General features: G+C 71.1%; 17 protein-coding genes. 3 read left to right on the top strand and 14 right to left on the bottom strand.

Features of this window, described 5'->3' with window-relative positions; all coding sequences use genetic code 11:
• The first annotated feature begins 25 nt into the window (after nt 1-25).
• A complete protein-coding gene (locus tag ABZ454_RS11360) occupies nt 26-1,570 on the top strand; it encodes an NAD(P)/FAD-dependent oxidoreductase (RefSeq protein ID WP_359537348.1) in 1,545 nt (514 codons plus the stop codon).
• Nucleotides 1,571-1,580: 10 nt separating this feature from the next.
• Here the strand turns inward: ABZ454_RS11360 and ABZ454_RS11355 are convergent, their stop codons facing one another.
• The 11 genes from ABZ454_RS11355 to ABZ454_RS11305 form a co-directional block, all read right to left on the bottom strand.
• Nucleotides 1,581-2,555: an alpha/beta fold hydrolase gene (locus ABZ454_RS11355; RefSeq protein WP_359537346.1), complete on the bottom strand. Its 975-nt coding sequence runs from the start codon at nt 2,553-2,555 to the stop codon at nt 1,581-1,583.
• A gap of 4 nt (nt 2,556-2,559) precedes the next feature.
• Entirely contained in the window at nt 2,560-4,974 is a 2,415-nt protein-coding gene (locus tag ABZ454_RS11350; protein ID WP_359537344.1) for a polysaccharide lyase 8 family protein, read from the bottom strand.
• 10 nt (nt 4,975-4,984) lie between these two features.
• Nucleotides 4,985-6,136 (bottom strand): SGNH/GDSL hydrolase family protein, encoded by a 1,152-nt coding sequence (locus tag ABZ454_RS11345; protein ID WP_359537343.1) that lies wholly within the window; start codon nt 6,134-6,136, stop codon nt 4,985-4,987.
• Entirely contained in the window at nt 6,133-7,212 is a 1,080-nt protein-coding gene (locus ABZ454_RS11340) for a right-handed parallel beta-helix repeat-containing protein (protein WP_359537341.1), read from the bottom strand. The genes ABZ454_RS11345 and ABZ454_RS11340 overlap by 4 nt, the downstream gene beginning before the upstream one ends.
• The gene (locus ABZ454_RS11335; RefSeq protein ID WP_359537340.1) at nt 7,209-7,811 is read right to left on the bottom strand and encodes a hypothetical protein; all 603 of its coding nucleotides are present in this window, start codon (nt 7,809-7,811) and stop codon (nt 7,209-7,211) included. Before ABZ454_RS11335 ends, ABZ454_RS11340 begins: the two co-directional genes overlap by 4 nt.
• A gap of 2 nt (nt 7,812-7,813) precedes the next feature.
• On the bottom strand, nt 7,814-9,793 hold the full coding sequence (locus ABZ454_RS11330) for a hypothetical protein (RefSeq protein ID WP_359537338.1): 1,980 nt from the start codon (nt 9,791-9,793) through the stop codon (nt 7,814-7,816).
• A 3-nt stretch (nt 9,794-9,796) separates the two neighbouring features.
• The gene (locus tag ABZ454_RS11325; protein WP_359537337.1) at nt 9,797-11,584 is read right to left on the bottom strand and encodes a heparinase II/III family protein; all 1,788 of its coding nucleotides are present in this window, start codon (nt 11,582-11,584) and stop codon (nt 9,797-9,799) included.
• On the bottom strand, nt 11,572-12,336 hold the full coding sequence (locus ABZ454_RS11320; RefSeq protein ID WP_356319819.1) for an SDR family NAD(P)-dependent oxidoreductase: 765 nt from the start codon (nt 12,334-12,336) through the stop codon (nt 11,572-11,574). Before ABZ454_RS11320 ends, ABZ454_RS11325 begins: the two co-directional genes overlap by 13 nt.
• A 45-nt stretch (nt 12,337-12,381) precedes the next feature.
• Nucleotides 12,382-13,305 (bottom strand): carbohydrate ABC transporter permease, encoded by a 924-nt coding sequence (locus tag ABZ454_RS11315; protein WP_359537334.1) that lies wholly within the window; start codon nt 13,303-13,305, stop codon nt 12,382-12,384.
• Nucleotides 13,292-14,200 carry a sugar ABC transporter permease gene (locus ABZ454_RS11310; RefSeq protein WP_359537332.1) on the bottom strand — a complete coding sequence of 303 codons (909 nt, stop codon included), beginning with the start codon at nt 14,198-14,200 and terminating at the stop codon, nt 13,292-13,294. The genes ABZ454_RS11315 and ABZ454_RS11310 overlap by 14 nt, the downstream gene beginning before the upstream one ends.
• Nucleotides 14,201-14,272: 72 nt before the next feature.
• The gene (locus ABZ454_RS11305; RefSeq protein WP_356319822.1) at nt 14,273-15,541 is read right to left on the bottom strand and encodes an ABC transporter substrate-binding protein; all 1,269 of its coding nucleotides are present in this window, start codon (nt 15,539-15,541) and stop codon (nt 14,273-14,275) included.
• 226 nt (nt 15,542-15,767) lie between these two features.
• Here ABZ454_RS11305 and ABZ454_RS11300 point away from each other — a divergent pair, with 226 nt between their 5' ends.
• Nucleotides 15,768-16,850: a LacI family DNA-binding transcriptional regulator gene (locus tag ABZ454_RS11300; protein ID WP_359537330.1), complete on the top strand. Its 1,083-nt coding sequence runs from the start codon at nt 15,768-15,770 to the stop codon at nt 16,848-16,850.
• 129 nt (nt 16,851-16,979) lie between these two features.
• Here the strand turns inward: ABZ454_RS11300 and ABZ454_RS11295 are convergent, their stop codons facing one another.
• Nucleotides 16,980-18,371, bottom strand: a complete 1,392-nt coding sequence (locus tag ABZ454_RS11295; RefSeq protein ID WP_356319824.1) for an endo-1,4-beta-xylanase — start codon at nt 18,369-18,371, stop codon at nt 16,980-16,982.
• Between the two features lie 597 nt (nt 18,372-18,968).
• Between ABZ454_RS11295 and ABZ454_RS11290 the strand changes: the two genes are divergently transcribed.
• On the top strand, nt 18,969-19,406 hold the full coding sequence (locus ABZ454_RS11290; protein WP_359537329.1) for a VOC family protein: 438 nt from the start codon (nt 18,969-18,971) through the stop codon (nt 19,404-19,406).
• Nucleotides 19,407-19,511: 105 nt separating this feature from the next.
• On the opposite strand, the gene ABZ454_RS11285 is transcribed toward ABZ454_RS11290, so the two are convergent.
• A complete protein-coding gene (locus tag ABZ454_RS11285) occupies nt 19,512-19,955 on the bottom strand; it encodes a hypothetical protein (RefSeq protein ID WP_359537327.1) in 444 nt (147 codons plus the stop codon).
• A 361-nt stretch (nt 19,956-20,316) separates the two neighbouring features.
• Nucleotides 20,317-22,167, bottom strand: a complete 1,851-nt coding sequence (locus tag ABZ454_RS11280) for a serine hydrolase (RefSeq protein WP_359537325.1) — start codon at nt 22,165-22,167, stop codon at nt 20,317-20,319.
• Nucleotides 22,168-22,244: the final 77 nt, after the last annotated feature.

Genomic DNA, 22,244 nt, shown 5'->3' with positions numbered 1-22,244 from the left:
CCGCGGGTCCGTGTTACCAAGGGGCATGCCCGTACGAGACAGCTATGACGCAGTGATCGTGGGCGGCGGCCACAACGGCCTGGTCGCCGCCGCCTACCTCGCCCGCGCCGGACAGTCCGTGCTGGTGCTGGAACGGCTGGGCACCACCGGCGGGGCAGCCGTCTCCACCCGCCCCTTCGCCGGCATCGACGCCCGGCTCTCCCGCTACTCCTACCTCGTGTCGCTGCTCCCGTCGAAGATCGTCCAGGATCTCGGCCTGGACTTCGCCGTACGCAAGCGGACCGTGTCCTCGTACACCCCGGCGGTCCGCGAGGGCCGCGCCACCGGGCTGCTGGTCGCCGGTGACCGGACCCGCGACTCCTTCGCCGCGCTCACCGGATCGGACCGGGAGTACGAGGCGTGGCAGCGGTTCTACGGACGCACCGGGCGGGTTGCCGGGCGCGTCTTCCCCACGCTCACCGAGCCGCTGCCCACCCGTGACGCGCTGCGGGAGCGGATCGGCGACGCGGACGCCTGGCGGATGCTGTTCGAGGAGCCCATCGGCGTCGCCGTCGAGGAGAACTTCGACGACGACCTCGTCCGTGGCGTCGTCCTCACGGACGCGCTGATCGGGACGTTCGCGGACGCGCACGATCCCTCACTGCTCCAGAACCGGTGCTTCCTCTACCACGTGATCGGCGGCGGCACCGGCGACTGGGACGTCCCGGTCGGTGGCATGGGCGCGCTCACCGACGCCCTCGCGGGCGCCGCCCTGGCCGCCGGTGCGACGATCCGGACCGGGCACGAGGCGGTCCGTATCGACACCGACGGGACGCACGCCGAGGTCACGGTGCGGACGGACGGCGGTGAGTCGGCCGTCGGCGCGCGCCGCGTCCTGGTCAACGCCTCGCCCCAGGCGCTCGCCGTCCTCCTCGGCGAGGAGCCGCCCACTCCGGCCGAAGGCGCCCAGCTGAAGGTGAACATGCTGCTCACCCGGCTGCCCCGGCTCAAGGATCGTTCCGTGGATCCTCGCCAGGCGTTCGCCGGGACCTTCCACATCGCTGAGGGGTACGGGCAACTGGCCGACGCCTACCGGGACGCGGCGGCCGGCCGGCTGCCCGCCGCCCCGCCCTCCGAGATCTACTGCCACTCGCTCACGGACCCCTCGATCCTCGGCGCGGATCTCGCCGCCCGCGGCTACCAGACCCTGACCCTGTTCGGCCTGCACACCCCGGCCCGCCTCTTCGCCGCTGACAACGAGGCCGCCCGCGCCGCTCTGCTCAAGGCCACGCTCGCCGAACTCGACGCCCATCTGGAGGAGCCGCTCGCCGACTGCCTGGCGCTCGACGCGAACGGCGCGCCGTGCATCGAGGCGAAGACACCCCTCGACCTCGAACGGGACCTGCGGCTGCCCGGCGGACACATCTTCCACGGGGACCTCGCCTTCCCGTACGCGACACCGCGGACCGGCCGCTGGGGCGTGGAGACCGCGCACGCCAACGTCCTGCTCTGCGGGGCCGGCGCGGTGCGCGGGGGAGGGGTCAGCGGGGTCCCCGGCCACAACGCCGCGATGGCGGCGCTGGGCCGGTGACCGGCCCCCGCTACCGACCGAACACCCCGCGCAGCGCGCCGATCTTGCGCGGCAGGTCGTACTCCGCTCCGCCCTCGTGCCCGTTGTACGTGAACACCTCGATCTGCGCCGGGCCGGCGTAGCGGTGGTAAGCGGCGAACACGGTGGACGAGGGGCAGACCTTGTCCATCAGCCCCACCGAGAACCACGCCGGAGCACTCGCCCGCGCCGCGAAGTTGACCCCGTCGAAGTACGACAGGGTCTCCATCGCCTCGTCGATCCGGAAGCGGTGTCCGGACAGCCAGCGGGCGATCTCCGCGTACGGGCCCGCGTCCGTGATCTGCGAGGCGCGCCGGTAGTGGCAGAGGAACGGCACATCGGCGACGGCCGCCGCGACGTCGTCACGCAGCCCCGCCACGGCGAGCGCGAGGCCGCCGCCCTGACTCCCGCCGAGTACCGCGACCCGCGAGGCGTCCACCGCGTCATGGGCCTTCGCCGCGTCGACGGCGCGCACCGCGTCCGTGATCAGCCGCCGGTAGTAGTGCCGGTAGGGGTCCTCGATCCCCCGGGTCAGGAAGCCGGGGGAGGAGGAGCCGTTCCCGTCGGGGCCGATGTCCACCGTGTCGGCCGTGTTCTTGCCGCCGCCGCCCTGCCCGCGGTTGTCCATCACCAGATGGGCGTAACCGAGGGCGCTCCAGGTGAGCCAGGAGTAGGGGATGCCGCGGCCGCCGTTGTAGCCGATGTACTGCACGACGGCGGGCAGAGGGCCCGAGCGTTCCCGGGGGAGCATCAGCCACGCCTTGACCGGTTGCCCGCCCCAGCCACGGAAGGTCACGTCGCACACGTCGACGGTGGCGAACCCGGCGTCGTACGGGTCGAACGCGGCGTCCAGGCAGTGGCGGGCCGTCTCCGTGAGGGTCTTGTCCCAGAAGGCGTCGAAGTCGGCCGGCTCCTCCGGCTCCGGCCGGTAGTCGCGCAGCCGGTCCAGGGGCATGTCGAACAGCAAGGGTCTAGCTCCTCTGCAGGGTGAGGTGGAGGGTTGCACCGTGGCGTTCAGTCGTGTCCGCGGTGATCCGGATGCCGGTGCCGGTCGGTGCGACGGTGATGCCCGGGTCGGCCGAGACGACGCTCAGATGGCGCCGGGCGAGGTCCAGTACGACGGAGGACCGCAGCTGGGTCGGGTCGGAGAGCGAGACGGTCACCGTCTTGCCCTCCGACCGCACCAGGGCCGAGGCGGGTCCGTCCGCGGTGAGTTCCTGCGCGGTCCCGGCAGCCCAGAAGTTCGCGGCGAGCAGTCCGTCCGCACAGCGGCGTACCGCGTGCACGGCGGTGGTGCGGGCGACCAGCTTCACCGGGGGTGCGGACGACCACTGCCTGGTGCGCTCGGCGGAAGCGGCCGGGGCCTGGAGCCAGAAGTAGCCCGCCCGGTCCGGTGCGGTGCCGTGGTCCTGCCACAGCGTCAGGTACGGGCGCGTGACGGGGGTGTCCGTGCCGTACTTGAGGTTGATCTCGCGCCACGTCGCGGTCCGGTCCTCGCGCAGGCCGTGCAGGGTGACGGGCTCGGGGAAGACGTAGCCGCCGGTGCCGGCGACATGCAGCCAACGCACCTTGTCCAGCCTCGCCGACCATCCGGTGCCCGCCGGGGCGGCCTGCCCGTTGACGAGGAGCGCCGCCGCGGGGTCCCGCAGCTTCCGGTTCTCCACGATCGTCTCGGCCGTACCCGAGTCGGCGCTGATACCCGAGCCGACGCACGCGATGACGTCGTCGAGGCAGAACCAGCTCTTGAGGCCGTGCAGCGAACTGCCGAACGCCCGCAGCTCCATGCCGTACGCACCCAGGGTCGTGCCCGGCAGCGCGGCGCCGCCCGCCCAGTCGGCGGTGCTGGTGGTGCGCTGCCCCGACGCGTCGGCGGGGCGGCCGGCGAGGACGGTGGTGCCGGGCAGCCGTGCCGGGTCGACGGTGGGCCAGTAGTCCTCGCTGTAGTGGCCGAGGTCGTCCGTGTACAGGAGCACCATGCCGTCGGAGAGGTGCCAGGCGTGCAGGTTCTCGTTCTGGATCGACTCGTAGTTGTAGATCCGGGACGAGTACGCGGAGATGCCGAGAGCGAACGAGGGCCGGTGGTGGGCCGCCTTGTCCATGCGCGGGTGCTGCTTGTGCGCGACCAGGGGGCCGCGGGCCGGCACCGGGGAGGCGATGACGTTCCGGGCGGCGACGAGCGAGGCGAGATCGGTGACGGCGAGGAAGTCGCGGTAGGTGTCCTCGGCGATCCACTGCTTGACCAGGGCGGTGAACCGGTCCGCGGTCTCACCGGGGAAGCTGGGGATCAGTCGCACCACCGCCTCGATGACGGTCTGCGCCGAGACGTGGCCCTGCTTGCTGGGCCGGGCGATCTCGCGCCCGCAGACCGACGCCATCACATCGCCGCGCGCCAGCAGGGGATCGAAGCCCTCGTCGACCCAGAGGCGGACGTTGTCGAGATCCGGGTCGGTGACCGTCCACGCCGTGTCGGCGAGGAGGTTCAGCAGGCGGGAGAGGTTGTTCAGCAGCTCCTTGCCGTAGCCGCCGTTGTAGGGGTGCTTGTAGTGCTGGAGGAACGAGCCGTCGGAGTAGAAGCCCTCGCCCGTGCCCACGGACGCCGCACTGGCGTCGTTGAAGGCGAGGACACTGTTGGCGCCCGAACCCTCGACGTCCGAAAGAGCGTCACGGACCCGGACGAGGTCGTCGCCGCTGTCGCGGAGCACCGCGTTCACGGCCACCACGGTGGAGATCCACACCCGGTTGGCGCCGGTCGCGATCTGGCGGTCGGCCCGCCAGAGGTTCGGGTCGGGCGTGTAGCCGCGGACGGCCGTGTTGATCCGGCCGAGCCGCTCCGTACCGAGGGCGTCGTACAGCAGCACGGCCGCGTCGTTGAGCGCCAGCGCGGAGCCGATCTCCCAGTCCCAGTCGTTGTCGAAGCGGGTGTGCTCGGGGCCGTACCGGTGCGCCAGCATCCAGTCGATGCCCGCCAGGAGCAGGTCGCGCAGTGCGGTGTCGCCGTACTGGACGGTGCCGGGGACGGCCCAGGCGGTCGCGACGGTCGCGAGGCGCTTGAACGACGTGGTGACGTGGTTGGAGAGCGTGGTGCTGGTCAGGTCGGGGAACAACCCGTCGGTGCGGGACGGGTCCAAGCCCTTCGCGGACGTGGTCGCGGCCTTGCCGATCCGGGCCACGGCCGCGGCGATCCGTGCGTCCGTGAGGTCGAGGCCGGGGCCGCCGGTGAGCAGGGTGTGCCACCGGGTGCGCAGCGAGGCCGCGTCGTCGACCGGGTCCGTGGCGTGCGCGGTGCCCGCCGTGAGCGTGAGCGGCAGGGCGGCGGACGCGCCGAGCGCCGCCGCACCGGCGAGGACGGTGCGGCGCGTGGTGCCCCTGGTGGTGCCTGGGTTCATGATGCGGCCCTCACAGAAGGTGTCGGCGGTCGACGGCCGCGGCGAGTGCCGCATGGCCGGAGGGACCGGGGTGGAGGCCGTCGCCGCTGTCGTACGCGGGCAGCATCCGCTCCGGGTGGTCCGGATCGCGCAGGGCCGCGTCGAAGTCGGCGACGGCGTCGAAGACCCGGCCGGTCCGCACGGCGGCGTTGATCCGCTGCCGCACCGTCTCCAGCTCGGGTGTCCAGCGGGTCCAGCCGCCGAACGGGGCGATGGTCGCACCGACCGCGCGCAGTCCCGCGTCGCGGGCGCGCAGGACCAGCTGCCGGTAGCCGGCCAGGACGAGTGCCGGGTCGGTCTGGCTCGGCGGCTGCTGGAGGTCGTTGACCCCCAGGTGGACCAGGACGGTCCGCAGCCCGGGCAGGGACAGCACGTCGCGGTCGAAGCGGGCCTGTCCGCCCGGCCCGAACCGGGCGTCGTCCAGCAGGACCCGGTTGCCGCTGATCCCGAGATCGGCGACCGCCGCCCCGGGCAGACGCCGGGCCAGTTGGTCGGGCCAGCGCAGATCGGAGTCGTCGGGTGTGCCGACGCCCTCGGCGATGGAGTCGCCCAGGACCGCGATCACCGGCCCGTGCGCGCCCGTCACCTCCACGCCGGTCAGCAGGAAGACCGAAGTGGTGCGCACCCCGTCGACGTCGTGCGAGGCGTGGGTGTTGCGGTGGAACGACAACGGGCCGGTGGGGCCGGGCAGTTCGGTCCGGATCGTCAGCAGGGAGCCCTCGGGGGCCCGCAGGTCCGCGACCGCGTCACTGGTGAGCGAGGCGCCCGCGGCGATCCATGCCTGCCGCTGCCCGCCGAACGTCACGGGCCTGCCGCCCGCGGTCACCGGGCCGATGAGCACCGGAACCGTCCCGAAGGCGTGTCCGTAGCGCAGCCGGACCTGGCCGCCCGCCGACAGCCGGACGTGCGCGGTGGTCGTGCCCCGCGTCAGCCCGGCGCTCGCCACCGCGTCGGTGGGTGTCGGCGCGGTCTGCGCGGTCGCCCACGACGTGGTCCAGCGCGCGCGGCGGCTACCGGTGCCGGGGCCCTGGGCGGCCTGGGCGCCCGGCGCCGTCGCCGCGACCGCGGCAAGACCGGCCGCTGCCGTCAGAATCCCGCGTCTCGCGGGTCCCCGCCCGCTCACTGGGGGCACGCACCGGTCGGGGTGTACTCGCTGCCGTAGGTCCCCACGGCGTCGCCGCCGGTGTTCCCGCTCATGGTGTTCGTGCAGACGGGGCCCTGCGGGGTGCGCATGAACTTGATGCCGCCGCCGGCGTTGCCGGTGATCGTGTTGCCGTAGACGCTGGTGTCGATGCCGTCGGTCGCGGTGTCACCGCCGAGCCGGATGCCCGCGCCGATGTTGTCGTGGATGGTGTTGTAGCGGAAGATGTTGCCGCTGCCGCGTGCGTCCAGACCGCCGGAGCTGGAGTCCTTCTGCTGGCTGCAGTCGTTGTACTCGACGTAGTTGTTGGTCGAGTTCTCCTTCACGTCGACGCACTCGTTGCCGCGCGTGGCGATGGTGTTGTGGTGGATGCGGTTGTTCCTGCTGACGTCGGCGGCCGCGTCCGGGGCGCCGTTCGCGCCCTGCTGCTCGGGTGCCGTGCCGAGGTAGATGCCCTCGCCGTTCTTGCCGCCGCCGCCGAACTTGAAGTCGGCGACGCCGCAGTCGGTGATGGTGTTGCCGGAGATGTCGGCGCCGGTCACCAGGTAGCGCACCCGCAGACATTCGTCCGCCGCGTTCTTCAGGGTCATCCCGGTGACGCGCAGACCGCCCACCCCGTTCCCCGGAGTCGTGCTCATGACATATATGAGCTTGAGGCGGTACCCCGACACATCGGTGGACGAGCCGTGCAGGCCGTCCACCGTGAAGCCGTTCAACGTCGTCGAATCGTGCTGCACCTGAATGATCCGGGCGTCGCCCGCTCCCTTCACCACGGCGTTCGCCGGGCCGGTGAGCGTGACGCCGGCGCGCTTGGTCACGACGTCCTGCTTGTACGTTCCGGCGGCGAGGTTCACCACGGCGCCGGCCGGCGCCAGATCGACCGCCTTCTGGATCGTGGCGAACGGGGAGCCCGCCGACGTACCGGAGTTGGCGTCGCTGCCGGCCGGTGACACGTAGTAGGCGGTCGCCGCCTCGGCCGCCACGGACGGCGGGGGGAAGGCGAGCGGGGCGCCCGCCGCGAGCGCGGCGACGAGGGCGGTGCGCAGTGCATGGCTCATGAGGTGTGCCTCCTGGGATCGGCGAAGGACAGAGCGAGCAGTACGGGAATGCTCGGGCCGAGCAGCAGTGGCCCCAGCGGTACGACGAGGGAGAGGAGCACGGCGGAGACGACCGCCCCGAGCAGGGCGGTGCCCCGGGCGGCCGAACCGAAGCCGAGCGCCAGCGCGCCGCGGGTCCAGCCACGGACGGTGCCGCCCGGCGCCCGGCCCGCCTCGGCGGCGAGCGCCACATGATGGATGACGAAGGCGGCGGCGATGCCCACCTGGGCGGCGAGCAGGACGAAGGTCCACGGCTCCGGACGGCCCAGCAGATACACGAGGTCGGCCGTCAGTACGGCCCCGGCCGCCGTGGAGAGGAGCGAGTGCCGCCACAGCGTCCGCCAGTACCGTGGGAACACCGTGAACGTGTGCACGAAGCAGCGGCTGTCCCCCTCGGTCCGCCACCGCTGGAGCCCGTGCGCCATCGCGGCGAGCGCGGGGAGCCAGGTCACCACCCCCAGCGACAGCACGGCGAACGCGGCCCCGGCGGCGGCCGGGTAGGCCACGAACTCCAACCGCCGCAGCAGCGTCGGCCAGCCGGACGAGAGAGTTGCCTGCATGATCAGCCGACCTTTCCTGTGTACGGCTCCGTCACGTCGAGGAGCACCGTGCCGTCCAGCTCCAGCCAGGTCGCCGCCACGACGCACGGGGCCCCGCCGTCCGCGAGCAGCACGGCGGCCGCATCGGCGCGGACGCCGGCGGTACGGATGCGCCGGGCGACGGGGGAGAGCAGCACGGTCTCCGTGCCGAAGGACACGCCCTGGCCCTCCGCGCACATGACCCGGGTGGCGTCCGTGTCCGTGCCGGGCGCGATCGCGGTGAGGAACATCCCCTCGGACGACCGCGCCGTGGTGGAACGCAGCGTGTGCAGGGTGCGGGTGAGGCGCAGGTCCGGTGTGCTCGACGTCGGGTTGGCCTCCACCTCGGTGACCTCGCGGGCGACGCGGTTGCCGGTGGGGGCGAACTGCCGCAGCAGGGCCGAGGCCGCCCCGGAGCGGATCAGCCGGCTGCCGTCCGGCCAGGGCTCGGTCGGCCGGTCGGTCTGCAGCAGGAACGTCCACTCCCGCGCCGCCTCCGCCTCGGCGAGGTCCAGGAGTACCAGCCGGCCCGACGGGGTGAACACCAGCGTCCGGTCGAGCCGCCGCAGTCCCAGGGCGGGGTCGTACATCGCGGCGATCTCCGCCGTGGCGTGCGCCCAGCCGCGGTCGGGGGAGACGAGCACGTCGCGCTGCCGTGCCTGCCGATCGAAGGGGATGTCCCGGTACACGTGGTACCGGTCCTCGTCCGCGTAGCCCTGCCCGTCCACCAGCAGCAGATTGTGGTGCGCGGCCCGCTTGCGGTTGCTGTAGCCCTCGTCCACCGCGAGGAACGCGCCTTGCGAGACCAGCACGAAGGACCCCGAATCGGGGTGGTGGTGCCCCTGATGGAGGGTCTCCCAGCCCTTCTCCACCCGGTGCTTCTCGGCGGTCTCCCACGCCCGGTGGCCCCCGCCCGGGCTGGCCTTGAACGACACCAGCGTGGCGTCGTCCTCCCATCCGGTGCGCGCGGCCAGCAGCCCGAGGTCGGGGAAGAACGCGTGCGTCTCGGTGGGCCGGGCCGCCGGCACGGACGGGTCGTACCAGAGGTATTCGAGGTAGGCCTCCGGCAGGATCCCCGGCCGCACACCGCTCTCGGCCGCCTCCTGCCAGAGCAGTTCGCCCGAGGCCAGATCGCCCATCCACTGGGCCTCTGGGATCGCGTACTGGGCGGCGAGCCGGTAGTAGAGGCCGGCGCTGTGGCCGCTGCGCCGGTCGTGGCAGTCCCCGTGGTCGACGTTGCGCGCGAATCCGGGCGCCGTCTGGTGCAGCCGGTAGCGGAACGTGCGGGAGAGGAAGCCGCCCCTGTCCCACCAGTCGACGCCCTCCGCCTCCTTCAGGAGGTCCAGGTGGGCGGCGAGGAACGGCACGCCGTAACGCCAGTAGACGACCCCCTCGGCATGCGATCCGTCCTCGGGCATCAGGTCCAGGACGGTGCCGAGGTTGTCCTTGGCGCGCTCGCTCCACTCCTCCTTGCCCAGCACGTAGCCGGCCGTCGCCAGACCCGCGTAACAGATCCAGTTGTGGTTCTGCCAGTACGACGACGACCACCAGCGGCCCTCGCTCGCCACCGCGAACTCGTACATGCGCCGGCCCTGGAGCAGCAGCTTGTACCGCAGGAGCGCCCGGACCTCGTCCGGCAGGTCGTCGTCGAGCCACCGGTAGGCGAGGGAGAGGTGGTGCAGCAGCCAGCCGGCGTCCAGGTCGTGGTCCGGCATGTGGGCCTTGCCCCAGTGCGGCAGCCGCACCGCGGCCTCGATCCAGCGCAGGCTCTCCGCCAGGTGCGCGGGATCGCCGCCGACCCGGTAGGCGAGAGCCGGGTTCGAGGCGGCCGGGCCGAGCCAGGTGATGCTGGCCGACGGGTGGGTACGGGGAGGGGCCAGCCCGCGGTGGCGGGCGGCCTCCTCGTACAGGCGCAGCTCCTGCGCCGGGCGCGGGCCGGGCGGCGGGGTCGCCGAGAGCAACAAGGGTCAGTCCTCCGTCCGGAAGGTCGCGGTGCTGCCGTCGGCCAGGCGTACCGTCAGCCCGTCGCCGTCCAGCCGTACGTCGCTCACCGCGGGGCCGGCCGACGCGGCCTGGTAGACCGAGGCGAACGTGACCTTGTCGGTGTCGGCGGTGAAGTCCACCCGGGTACGGACGCGTTGGGGGTCATCGGCCGGCCCGGGGCCCGGCCGGCTCACCGGGCGCACCGGGACGTCGGCCCGGTGCGTGTGCCAGCCGTGCAGGGTCTCGTCGCCGTACCAGGTGGTGCGGGTCGCGCCCGCCGCCTGCACCTGCACGTCCAGCGCGGTGCCGGGTCGGAGCTGGGCGGTGATGCGGCGGGACCCGTCGGCCGTCACGGTCAGCAGGTCCACCAGATAGCCGGCCCCCGCCACGATCCGTCGCACCCCGCGCACACCCTCGTACGCCGTGGTCACCTCGGCGGTGACGGACCGGGCGTCCGACCCCAGCAGCGCGCCCGCGCACTCCGCCTGTTCGCGGCCGTCCACCCGGAAGGACGGATGGGCCTCGGCCGATGCGTAGAGATCACGGAACTCGGCGTGGGCGTAGGGCACCTGGCCGGGATCGGGCTGCCACGGCGTGGTGTCGCCGTAGAGATAGAGGGACAGCTTGTCCCGGTGGCCGTGCGAACCGCCGTGCGGGCCGAAGTCCAGCAGCGCGTGGATGCCCGCGACCCGCAGCACGGCGTAGCCCGCCGTGGTGAACAGGGTGAGCGCACCCGGCGCCGGGCGCTCCGGGAGCGGCGGGCCGGTGAACCAGCCGCCCAGCTCCCGGTCCAGCCCGTCGTCATCCGCGCCCAGCTCCGAGCGGGCCCGGTCCGCCACCGCGTCCAGGGCGGCCGAGGGAACCAACTGCTGTGCCAATGACACCAGTTCAAGCCACTCAAGGGCCAGCGGGGCACGTAGGTACGGGCCGTCGTGCAGGGCCGGAAGAATGCCGCCCGGTGTGGCGATCGCCGCCAGCACATCCGTCATCCCCGCCAGCACGTCCACCACATCGGCCGGGACGGCCGCAGGATCGGTGCCCCGCAGCGCCAGCAGCGCCGCCCGCAGCACGAACCCGTGGTAGTAGGTGCTGCCCTCCCACTCCCAGCCGTCCTCGGCGACCGCGACCCGCAGATGCGCGTACAGCCCGCTGTCGCCCTCCAGCCACTCCTTGCCGCCGTCCCACTCCTGCCCGCGCACCGCCGCGGCTCCCCGCCCGGCGGCCACGCCCGCGGCGTTCAGCCACGCGGTGTAGTTGGAGGCGAGCTGCCCCTTGCCGACCAGCACGGCGCGGGCGTCGAGCGCCGCCCGCTCCAGGGAGTCCAGCAGCGGCAGCACCCCGGACAGGCCGTCCGTGCCGTGCTCGGCGAGCGTCAGCACGGTGTGCCCGATGTTCACCGCCCAGATCGCGTCGGTCAGCGCCTGGTGGAAGAGCCGCCCGCGCAGCATCCAGCCCTGCGCCTCGCCGTGCTGAGCGGTGGCCAGCTCCTCGTACAGGGCGGTGTACTCGACGAGACGCGCCACCGCCTCCCCGCGCTCCCCGCGGTGGGCGAGCACCCGCAGATGCCTGGCCCACGCCTGGTGCGACAGCACCAGCCACGCCCCGCGCACCGCCTCGTCGTCCACCCGGCAGCCGTACGCGCACCGCGCGCCACCCTCGGGGAACACCCCGGCGAGCACGTCGCCGTGGTCCAGCTCCACCCCGTGCGCCGGGCACACGTACGCGTGCCACCAGCCGCCGCGCTCCCGCGCGATCCGCCTCAACGCGGCCATACGCCACCGTCGATGTCCACCGTGGTCGCGGTGAGGAAGCCGGACGAGGGCGACGCCAGGTGGACCACGGCCGAGGCGACGTCCTCCGGCGTGCCGGCCCGGCCCACCGGGATGCCCGCCTCCATCGCCTGCTGCGCCTCGGGCGCGGTGAACGTGTCGTGGAAGGCGGTGCCCTTGATGAAGCCGGGGGCGACGGTGTTCACCGTGATGCCGCTGCCGCCGAGTTCCTTGGCCAGTCCCTTGGTGAAGCCGCGGATGCCCGCCTTGGCGGCCGCGTAGGCCACCGAACCGGGGCCGCCTCCGTTGTGCGCGGCCAGCGACGACATGGTGATGACGCGCCCCGCGGGCGATGCCTTCAGATGCGGCAGCGCCGCCCGTACCGTACGGAACGTCGAGGTCAGGTTGGTGTCGATGACCCGGTCGAAGTGGTCGTCGGACATCTCGGCGATCGTCGCCCGCCCGATCAGGTGGCCGGCGTTGCAGACGAGGACGTCGAGCCCGTCGAGGAAACCGGTGGCTTCCTCGACGAGGCGGTCCACCTCCGCCGTCACCGTCACATCGGCCCGGAACGCCTTGGCGCGCCGGCCCAGCGCCTCGATCGCGGAGACCGTCTTCGCGGCCTCGTCGGCGGACGAATGGTAATGGACGGCGACGTCGGCGCCGGCTTCGGCCAGGGCGACGGCGATGGCGCGGCCGATGCCGTGGCCCGCCCCGGTCACCAGCGCGCGGGAACCTTGGAGATCAGCAGACATGGGGGGGTAACCCTTTCGATAACCGGCCGTTGAGGACCGGACCGGTCACTTGAGACCGGCGGTGGCGAAGCCCTGCACGAAGTAGCGCTGGCCGATGAGGAAGAGGACGACCATCGGCAGGGTGGCGAGCGTGGTGCCCGCCATCAGGAAGTGCCACTGGGGGCCGTTCTCGGTCTTGAAGACGGAGAGCCCCACCTGGATGACCCGCAGACTGTCCGTCCGGGTCACCAGCAGCGGCCAGAGGAAGTTGTTCCAGGACGACTCGAAGGTCAGCAGCGCCACCGTGGTGAGGGCGGGCTTGACCTGGGGCGTCATGATCCGGGCGTAGATCCGGAACTCGCCGAGACCGTCCAGCCGGGCCGCCTCCTCCAGCTCCACGGGCAGGTCCAGATAGAACTGCCGGAAGAGGAAGACCGCGAACGGGGTGACCGCGCCGGGCACGATGAGCGCCCACCACGTGTCGAGCCAGCCGCTGCCGCCCTGGCCGAACAGGTCGTTACCGCCGGCGAGCGGCATGAAGCGCACGATCAGGAACTCGGGCAGCACCTTCGTGTACGTCGGGATCATCAGCGCCGCGATGAAGAGGTAGAAGATCACCTCGCTGCCCCGGAACCTGATCCGGGCCAGCGCGTACCCGGCCATCGACGCGATCAGCACGTTGAGCACGGTGTGGCTGGACGCGATGAGGAAGCTGTTGCGGGCGTACGTGGCGAAGGGCGCGGCCTTCAGTGCCTCGGCGTAGTTGCCGAAGGCCCAGTGCTCCGGCAGCAGTCCGGCGTCCTGCGACGCGATCTCCACCGGGGTCTTGAGCGACGTCAGCACCATCCAGATGAACGGCACCACCATCAGCAGGGAGATGACGGACAGCGTCACGTAGAGCGCGATCCGGCCGGCGGGGAGCGGCTTTCGCCCGGCCTTCGGGCGGGGCGGCTGCGCGACCCCGGACGTGTGCAGCTCAGTTGTGGCCACGGGTGCCTCCCATGATCCGCCGGTTGACCAGGGTGAAGCCCATCAGCAGGACGAAGAGCACCAGTGACTGGGCGCAGGCGTAGCCGACGCGGAACTCCCGGAAGGCGGACTTGTAGATCTCGTACGTCATCATCGTGGTGCTGTTGGCCGGCCCGCCCTCGGTGAGGATGTAGACCTGGTCGAAGGACTGGAAGGCGCTGATCATCGAGGTGATGAGCACGAAGAACGTCGCGGGCTTCAGCAGCGGCAGCGTGATCGAGAAGAACTGCCGCGCCTTGGAGGCGCCGTCCACCGACGCCGCTTCGTACAGTTCCCTCGGCAGGGACTGGAGCGCGGCCAGATAGATGAGCATCTTCATGCCGATGCCCTGCCAGACTCCGACCAGGATCACCGAGGGCAACGCCCACGTGGTCGACGAGAGCCAGGCCGGACCGTCGATCCCCAGAGACGAGAGCAGGGCGTTGAGCAGCCCGTTGCCCGGGTTGTAGATCCACAGCCAGACCAGGGCGATCGCCACCGTGGCGGTGACCTGCGGCAGGAAGATCGCGGTACGGAAGATGCCGCGCGCCTTCAGGCCCGTGTGCAGGGCGAGCGCCAGCAGCAGCCCCAGCATCATGCCGAAGGGCACGGTGAAGAAGGTGTAGATGACGGTGTTGACGATGGACTTGCGGAAGACCGCGTCGTCCAGCATCTCCCGGAAGTTGTCGAGGCCCACGAACTGCGGCGGCGTCAGCACGTCGTACGTGGTGAAGGCCAGGACGACCGAGGCGACGACCGGCAGGCCGATCCAGAGGGCGGCGTGCAGCAGGGCGGGGGCCACCATCAGCATGCCGGCCCGCTGCCGGCGGCGCCCCGGACCCGTCGGGGTCCTGCCGGTCCGCCTGGTGGCGGGCATGGTCTTGTCAGGCGGGGAAGGCGGTCGCGCGGGCCGTGCCTTCAGTACGGATACAGCTCCCACAGTGGCGCCTCACATCCGGCCGATGGCGGCCTCGGCGAGACGGCCGAGTTCCGCGATGGCGTCCTTCGCGGACTGTCCGCCCACGATCGCCGGCTCCAGCGTCGGCTTGATCTTCTCGCGGATCTCCATCCACGCGGCGGTGCCGCCCTCGGAGCAGGCGGCGCTCATGTTCTGGAGGGAGAGATCGACGAACTTGTTCTCCTTCACGTACCCGGACTCGTTGAGATCCTTGAGCCCCGGTACCGAACCGCGCTGCTTCGCGGCGCCCAGGATCGAGTCGGGGGTCGCGAGGTACTCGACCAGGGCGCGCGCCGCCGCCGGGTGCTTGGAGCTCGCCGACTGGGTGACGAGCGTGCCGCCCTGGAGCATCGCCGGGCGGCGGTTGGCGAGGATGAAGGCACCGAGCGTGTCGTTCTTCAAGAGGTCCGGCGACTGCGCGCGGGCCTGTTCCCACAGGGCGCTGGTCGTCATCATCATCGACGCCTTGCCGGTCTGGACGTTCGACGGAGCGCCGGCGTCCGTCTTCTTCGCGTAGTCGGCGGAGCCGTCCTTGATCAGGTCCTTGAAGAACTGCAGCGCCTCGACGCCCCGGTTGTCGGTGAACAGCACCTTCTTGCCGTCGGCGCTGAACAGCTGACCGCCGTTGGCGAACAGGAACGTCTCCCAGCACTGGCGCAGATCGATGGAGAACGGGTCGAATCCGATCCGGCCGTCCTTCGTCAGCTGCTTGGCCACGGCCCGCAGTTCCGCCCAGTTGGCCGGGGTCTTCTTGATGCCGGCCTCGGCGAAGTGGTCCTTGCGGTAGACGACGATGCGGGTGTCGAGGACCACCGGCAGCGCGTACAGCCTGCCGTCGTAACGGGACGGCTCCAGCACCCGCTTCTCGTAGTCGTGCGCGGTGGCGAACGACTCCGGCAGCGGGGCGATCGCCTTCTTGGCCGCGAACGGCGGGATCCAGCCGACGCCCATCATCAGCACGTCGGGCAGCAGCCCGCCCGCGAGACCTGTGGTGATCTTCTCGTTGAGCTGCGCGTACGTGGTGTAGTCCACGTTCACCTTGACGTCCGGATACTTCTTCCGGAAGCCGCCGAGGATCTCCTTCTCCAACAGCGTCTTGCCGTTGGCGCCCTCGTAGATCGGGGTGAGCAGCGTGATCTCGCCCTCGGCGGGACCGTCGGCGGAGCCGGCCGCGGTGGAGCCGGTGCCGCAGCCGGAGAGTGCGGCCGCAGCCGTCCCGGCGCCGATGGCAGCGAGCAGCGACCGTCGTTTGAGTTCCATTGGGCACCCCTTTTGAGGTGGAGGCAGTGGATCGATCCAGTGAAGGCAACCCAGCCATGGCTGGGAAGCGCTGGTAAATCGATGCACTGAGACTAAGAACGCCGTGAGAGGCTCGTCAACAGCTGATGCGCAACAATTTTCCGGGACGTTAACGGGTGTACCGGTGAAGAGAGTTCAGTAAATCGGTACACTAGTGTGGCTGAACACGTTCCGAACCGGAGGTGGCATGAGCGGGGTAACGATCCATCAGGTCGCGGAGGCCGCGGGTGTCTCCGCCAGCACCGTGTCGAACGTCCTCAACGGACGTACCGACCGCATGCAGGCGGCGACCCTGGCCCGCGTGGAGCAGGTGATCGAGGAGCTCAGCTACCGGCCCAACCGCGCGGCGCGCATGCTCCGCACCGGCCGGATCAAGGTCATCGGCCTGATCGTGCCGTCCGTCGCCAACCCCTTCTGGGGAGCGCTCGCCAGGGAGCTCGAGGCCATCGCGCTGGCCGAGGGGTACCACGTACTGCTCTGCAACAGCGAGCGCGATCCGGCCCGTGAGCTCAAGTACGGTGAGGAACTTCTGGCCGACGGGGTGAGCGGAGTGGTGCTCTGCTCCTCGCTGCCCTCGCTCGACCATGTGGCGCCGCTGCTCGGCCGGGGTCTGAAGATGGTGGCCTTCGACCGCACCGCCCAGGCGGGCGATCCGCCGTCGCTGGCCTCCATCAGCGTCGACAACGCGATGGGCGCCGAGCTCGCCACCCGTCATCTGCTCGAACTGGGCCACCGCCGACTGGCGTTCGTCTCCGGCTCGGTCAACAGCGTCAACCGCCGCGAGCGCCTGCGCGGCTTCAGGGCCGCCCTGGAATCGGCGGGCCTCGACCCGGCCGACGCGATCGTGTGGCCCGGTGCCGACACCACCGAGTTCGGTGACAAGGACGCGGCCGAGCTGGGGCGCAAGGCCGCCCGTGAACTGCTGTGCGGCCCGCGCCCGCCCACCGCGTTCGTCGCCATCAACGACATGTGCGCCATTGGGATCTGCCGGGGCGCGAAGGACGCCGGCCGCAGCGCCGGGCAGGACGTCTCCGTGGTCGGCTTCGACGACATCCTGCTCGCCGACCTCTTCGAACCGCCGTTGACCACGGTCCGCCAGCCTCTGCCGGAGATGGCCGCCGAGACGTTCCAGCAACTGCGTGCCCGTATCGACTCGGCCCCGGTCGCCGGACGTTCCCTGCTGATCCGGCCGAGGCTGGTGGTCCGGGAGTCGACGGCGCCCGCCCCTGCCGAGGTGGTGGCGGCGGTGGAGTCCGGCGCACGCGTGTGAGACGCCGGCGCGCCCGCGCGCGGACGGCGTGAGGGCACCGTCGCGGAGACGGTGCCCTCACGCCGTCGGCCGACGGGGTGTCCGGGGGCGCCGCCGCGCCCCCTCGCACCCCGTGGACCGGCAGGCGGGTCAGGAGGTGGTGCAGGCGCCGATGGAGGGCGCCGATGTGTTGCCGTTCGTCATGACGGTGAACCCGAAGGACGTCGAGGCGCCCGCGGCCAGACTGCCGTTGCCGTTGGGCTTCATCGTCATCACGTTGCCGCTGCCGTCCCAGGACGGGGATCCGTTCCAGGTCGTGACGATCTTCTGCGGGGACGTCACCGTCACGGGCACCGTCCAGGTGCTGATCGCCGAACTGCCGGCCGTGATGGTCACCTGTCCGTTGAAGCGGTCGCCCCAGGTGTTGGTCTTGGTGTAGGTGGCCGTGCACGCGCCGCTGCCACTGCCGCCGTCACCTCCGCCACCGCTCGTTCCGCCCAGTGCCGCGAGCACGGCGGTGTACGCCGGCTTCTTGCCGTAGTTGTCGTCGAACAGCAGCGGGGTGCCGCTGCTGCGCCACGAGTACTTGTCCGGGATGCCCCACACGGTGATGCCGTTGCATCGCGTCACGGCCAGACAGGCGTTCACGACCTTGGTGTAGCTGGCGGCCTGGGCCGACCCGGAGCCCTCGATGTCCAGTTCGGTGATCTGCACGTCGACACCGAGATCGGCGAAGCGCTGGAGATTCGCCTGGTAGTCCGAGGGGACGGGGGAGTTGCTGTTGAAGTGTGACTGGAAGCCGACGCAGTCGATCGGCACACCACGCTGCTTGAAGTCCTTCACCATGGCGTAGACCGCGTTGCTCTTCGCGTTCTGGCCGTCGGTGTTGTAGTCGTTGTAACAGAGCTTGGCCCCCGAGTCGGCGGCCCGGGCGGTGCGGAAGGCCTCCTCGATGAAGCCGTTGCCGAGCTTGTCCTGGAAGGGCGAGCTGCGCCTGGCCCCGCTGCCGCCGTCCTGGAAGGCCTCGTTGACGACGTCCCAGGCGTAGATCTTGCCCTTGTAGTGCGCCATCACCTGGTTGATGTGGTTGTTCATCGCCGAGCGCAGATCGGTGGCGCCGAGCCCGCTGACCCAGCCCGGCAGCTGGGAGTGCCACACCAGCGTGTGGCCGCGGACCTTCATGCCCTTGCCCTGGGCATGGCTGACGATCTGGTCCGCCGAGCCGAAGTTGAAGCTGTTGCGGGAGCCCTCGACGGCATCCCACTTCATCTCGTTCTCCGGGGTCACCATGGTGAACTCGGTGTCCAGGGTGGAGGCGTAGGCGGACTCGCCCAGGTGGTTGGCGGCGACGGCGGCGCCGAAGTACCGGCCCTTGGCGGCGGCGGAGGCCCCGAGCGTCGTGGCGGCCTCGGCGGTGCCCGCGAGCGAGAGGACGCCCGCAGCGGTCAGCAGGCCCGCCGTGGCGAGCACGGCGGCCCTTCGTGCCCGTGAACGCGGCTGGGGACGTGCGGCCTTGCCGGCGTGCGGTGCATTGACGATCACTTTCCAACACCTTCTTCCGGTTGCCGGGCGGCATGAGCGGGCCGCCCGGACTGGGGGGTGGACTGTGTGCGGAGCGGTACGTCCACCACGGGGTTCCGCCGGTCAAAGGCGGTCCCGCGGCGGGCAGTTGACCGGTGATGCAAGGGAGCGAGGGAGAGTATGCGCGCGCCCGAACGGCTCGTCAACGCCGCATTTCCGAAATATTTCGAGTGGATTAACTCGTGCATTGCTGCACTTCATGGCTGTGACCTGTGGTTATGAAGTTCCCTTCTCGTCCCGCCGGGGCGTGGATCGGGCACATACGCACATCTGCCCCTGATGGTTACGAAATTGATCCGAATGTTGTGCGCGGTAGTCGAAGTCGATGATCGTCGCACTGGCAGTGCCTTTTCTGGGCCACCTGCCTGAGCTGGCGTTTCTGTGCTCGCTTCAGCGAATCAGGGGACGGTTGAGTCAAGAGTTAGAGGGGAGGGGATCGAAATGTTTCGGCGTCAAAAGAATCATGAACCAGGTCCTGGAAATGTCCGTGACCCCGCATGGCACGATCGGTTCACCCGCAGCCGGTCGAGGCGCCGGTTGCTCTGCCCCGAGGGACGCATGGGAACACGGTGGAGCTTGACGATGGACTGCGCGCACCCCGCGCGACTGGCGGAGTTCTGGGCGTTCGCCCTGGGGTATGCGCAGAAACCGCCGCCGAAGGGGTTCGGCAGCTGGGAGGAGTGGTTCACGCACTACGACGTCCCGGAGGCGGAGTGGGACGACGGCGCGTACCTGTCGGATCCGGACGGCGAAGGGCCCGCCCTGTCCTTCATGAAGGTGCCCGAGTCGAAGGCGGGCAAGAACCGGCTGCATCTCGATGTGCAGGCCGGCGGCGGCCGCGAGGTGTCGTGGGAGGTTCGGTGGCCGCGTGTACTGGAGGCGCTGGAGCGGCTGACCGCCGCCGGGGCAACGGTCATCCACGAGTACGAGGCCCAGGGCCGGCCCGATCACTACATGATGGCGGACCCGGAGGGCAACGAGTTCTGCCTGCTGTGACCGTCCCAGGGACGATTCGTCCAGGGGCGGCCTGCGCGCGGTGCGGGCTCGGCGTGGTGAGGCCCGGCCGCATGCGGTCGCGGCCGGGCCGTAGTCGGTGGCTGATCAGGACGCGGGGCAGAGTGTCCTGCGCAGCCCGAAGTTGATGTGGCTGCCGTCGTCATCGGTCAGCGTGACGCCGTCGTAGGAGAACCGCTGTGCGGCACTGTGGTCGGGGTTCGCCGCGCCGCCGTTGAGGGCCGCGCACTGGTTGCGGGCCGCGTCGACGGCCTTGTCCTCGTCATGGGTGAGGTTGCCGTTGACGTCACGGACGACCGCGAGGACGGCGTCGCGCCCGGTGCCGGTGGGCTCCGGTGGCAGGCCGGCGTTCTCCGCGCCGACGCTCTCCTCCGCTGTACTCGACGCCTTGGGTGCGGCGCTCTTGACGGTGCTGGTGCTGGTGCTGGTGCTGGTGCCGGTGCCGGTGTCGCTGTCTTTGTCGTTGCCGCAGCCGACGACGGCGACGGCGAGTAGCGCGGCGATGGCCGCGGTGGTGGCGCGAATGCGCATGGTCCCCCCTGGTGTGACACGAGTAGGGACATGGTGCGGCCGGCGGGCCGCCGGGGCTTTCGCGGTGACAGAGTCGTGACGTGCTGCGGACGCGTTCGAAGCCGTTCCGGGCCTCGCGGCGGGGCGGAAGGCGCCGACCGGGTGGACGAGGCGGCGGCGTGCTCCGGTGGTGGGCAGCACCGGCGGGACGACAAGGACGACGGCCGGATTCGGGACGGCTTGTCGCGCAGAAAGCAGACACACGGGACGGCTCGTCGCGCAGACAACAGACACACGGGACGGCTTGTCGCGCAGACAGTAGACGGCAGACAGCCGGGGCGGCCGCAGTGGCCCGGCCGCCCCGGCCCTTCAAGGATGGTGGTCAGTTCGCCGAAGCGGCCCAGCCGTTCGCCTCGATGCGCCGGGCGTCACCCGGCCGCCCCTCGTCGAAGACCGTACGCCGCCCGTCCTCGACCCTGATGGCGTCCACGTACACCCCGCGGCCGACGTACAGCTGATCGGTGGCGTACCGCCAGCGCAGTCGCACCTCCCCTCCGCTCCACTGCGCGAGGTCCGCCTCCAGGCGGTGCCAGACCCGGCCCGACCAGCCGGACACCGAGCCCGCCGGATGCGGTTCGGGCTGCTCCGGCCCCTTCTGCGAGGCCGGAGTGGTGGTGAACGGGACCGGCTGCCAGGTGGCACCGGCGTCCCTGGAAGCCTCCAGGAACAGGAAGTCCGAGCCGGGCTCCGTGTCCCACCACACCGCGCAGCTCAGCCGGGCCCCTGAGGAGGCGAGAGCGAGCGGCGGGAGTGCCAGCGTGGCCGACGAGGCACTGGCCAGGCCGGAGAACCATGCCGTACGGCCCTGGGCCGGCCGGACCGCGACGGCTCGCGCCATCTGGTTGGCGGTGGCGACGCGCGGCGCGCTGCCCGAGCGCCAACTGCGTACCGGGTGGACCGAGTTGCCCAGAACGATCAGAAACGAGTCCGTGCTCGGGTCGAGGACCAGGCTGGTGCCCGTGAAGCCGGTGTGGCCCGCCGTGCGGGGGGTGGCCATCGCCCCCATGTACCAGTGCTGGTAGAGCTCGAAGCCGAGGCCGTGCTCGTCACCGGGGAACGCGGTGTTGAAATCGGTGAACAGCAGATCGACCGAGGCGTCCGACAGGATCCTCGCGGGGCCGTAGACGCCGCCGTTGAGCAGGGTGCGGGCGAGGATCGCCAGATCCCAGGCGCAGGAGAAGACCCCGGCGTGGCCCGCGACACCGTCCAGGCTGTACGCGTTCTCGTCGTGCACCTCCCCCCAGACCAGACCGCGCTCCAGCCCGGACCAGGGGAGCCGGGCGTCCTCGGTCGCGGCGATCTTCGGCTTCCAGGAAGCCGGCGGGTTGTACCGAGTGCGGTGCATCCCGAGCGGAGCGGTGATCTGCTCGCGGAGCAGCACATCCTCGGTCAGGCCGGTGATCTTCTCCAGCACCAGCTGGAGGGAGATCAGATTGAGGTCGGAGTAGAGGTACGCCGTGCCGGGCCGGCTCGCCGGCACCTCGTTCCACAGCAGCTCCAGCTTCCCCTCCCGGGTCGGCGCCTTGTAGAGGGGGATCCAGGCCCGGAATCCGGAGGTGTGCGTGAGCAGCTGACGGATCGTGATGTCCTGCTTGCCGCCCCCGGCGAATTCCGGCAGGTACGAGGCGACGGTCGCCTCCAGCTCCAGCCTGCCCCGCTCCATCTGCTGCACGGCCAGGATCGAAGTGAACAGCTTCGACACCGACGCCAGGTCGAAGACCGTGTCCTCGGCCATGGGGATCTGCTGGTCCGCCGGGAACTCCACGCCGGTGTCGGTCTTCTCGTCGTAGGCCGCATAGCGCACCGCCTTGCCGATCGGCCGGTGCAGCGCCACCGTGCCGCCCCTCCCCGCGAGCAGGACCGCGCCCGCGTACCAGGGGTGTTTCGGCGCGTCGGCAAGGTAGCGTTCCGCCTCCGTGACGAGCTGGTCGAGCGGCTCCTGCAACAGCCCCGCGCGGGCGGCCGATCCGCGCCGCAGCGTCGGCCTGGCCCGGCCCGGGGGCGTCCCCGCCGCGGTCCCTGTACCCATGTCCGACGACCCCGCCCCCGACTCCGTGGCAGACGCCGCCGCCGCGAACGGAACGGGCGCCAGGGCGAGTGCTCCGCCCAGGGCCAGCATCCCACCGCCCAGCCTCCGTCGGCTGATGCCCGCGCCCGCCGTGTCCTCGGTCATCCGGAACCCCTTCCCCTGTCTGAAAGTAACTTTCGAAATATCTTCCGAGCGTGAAACTTCCTGCCGAAGCAGAGAGT

This window comes from Streptomyces sp. NPDC005803 (assembly GCF_040630435.1).
Classification (GTDB): domain Bacteria; phylum Actinomycetota; class Actinomycetes; order Streptomycetales; family Streptomycetaceae; genus Streptomyces.
This window is presented reverse-complemented; position numbering and strand designations above follow the sequence as displayed.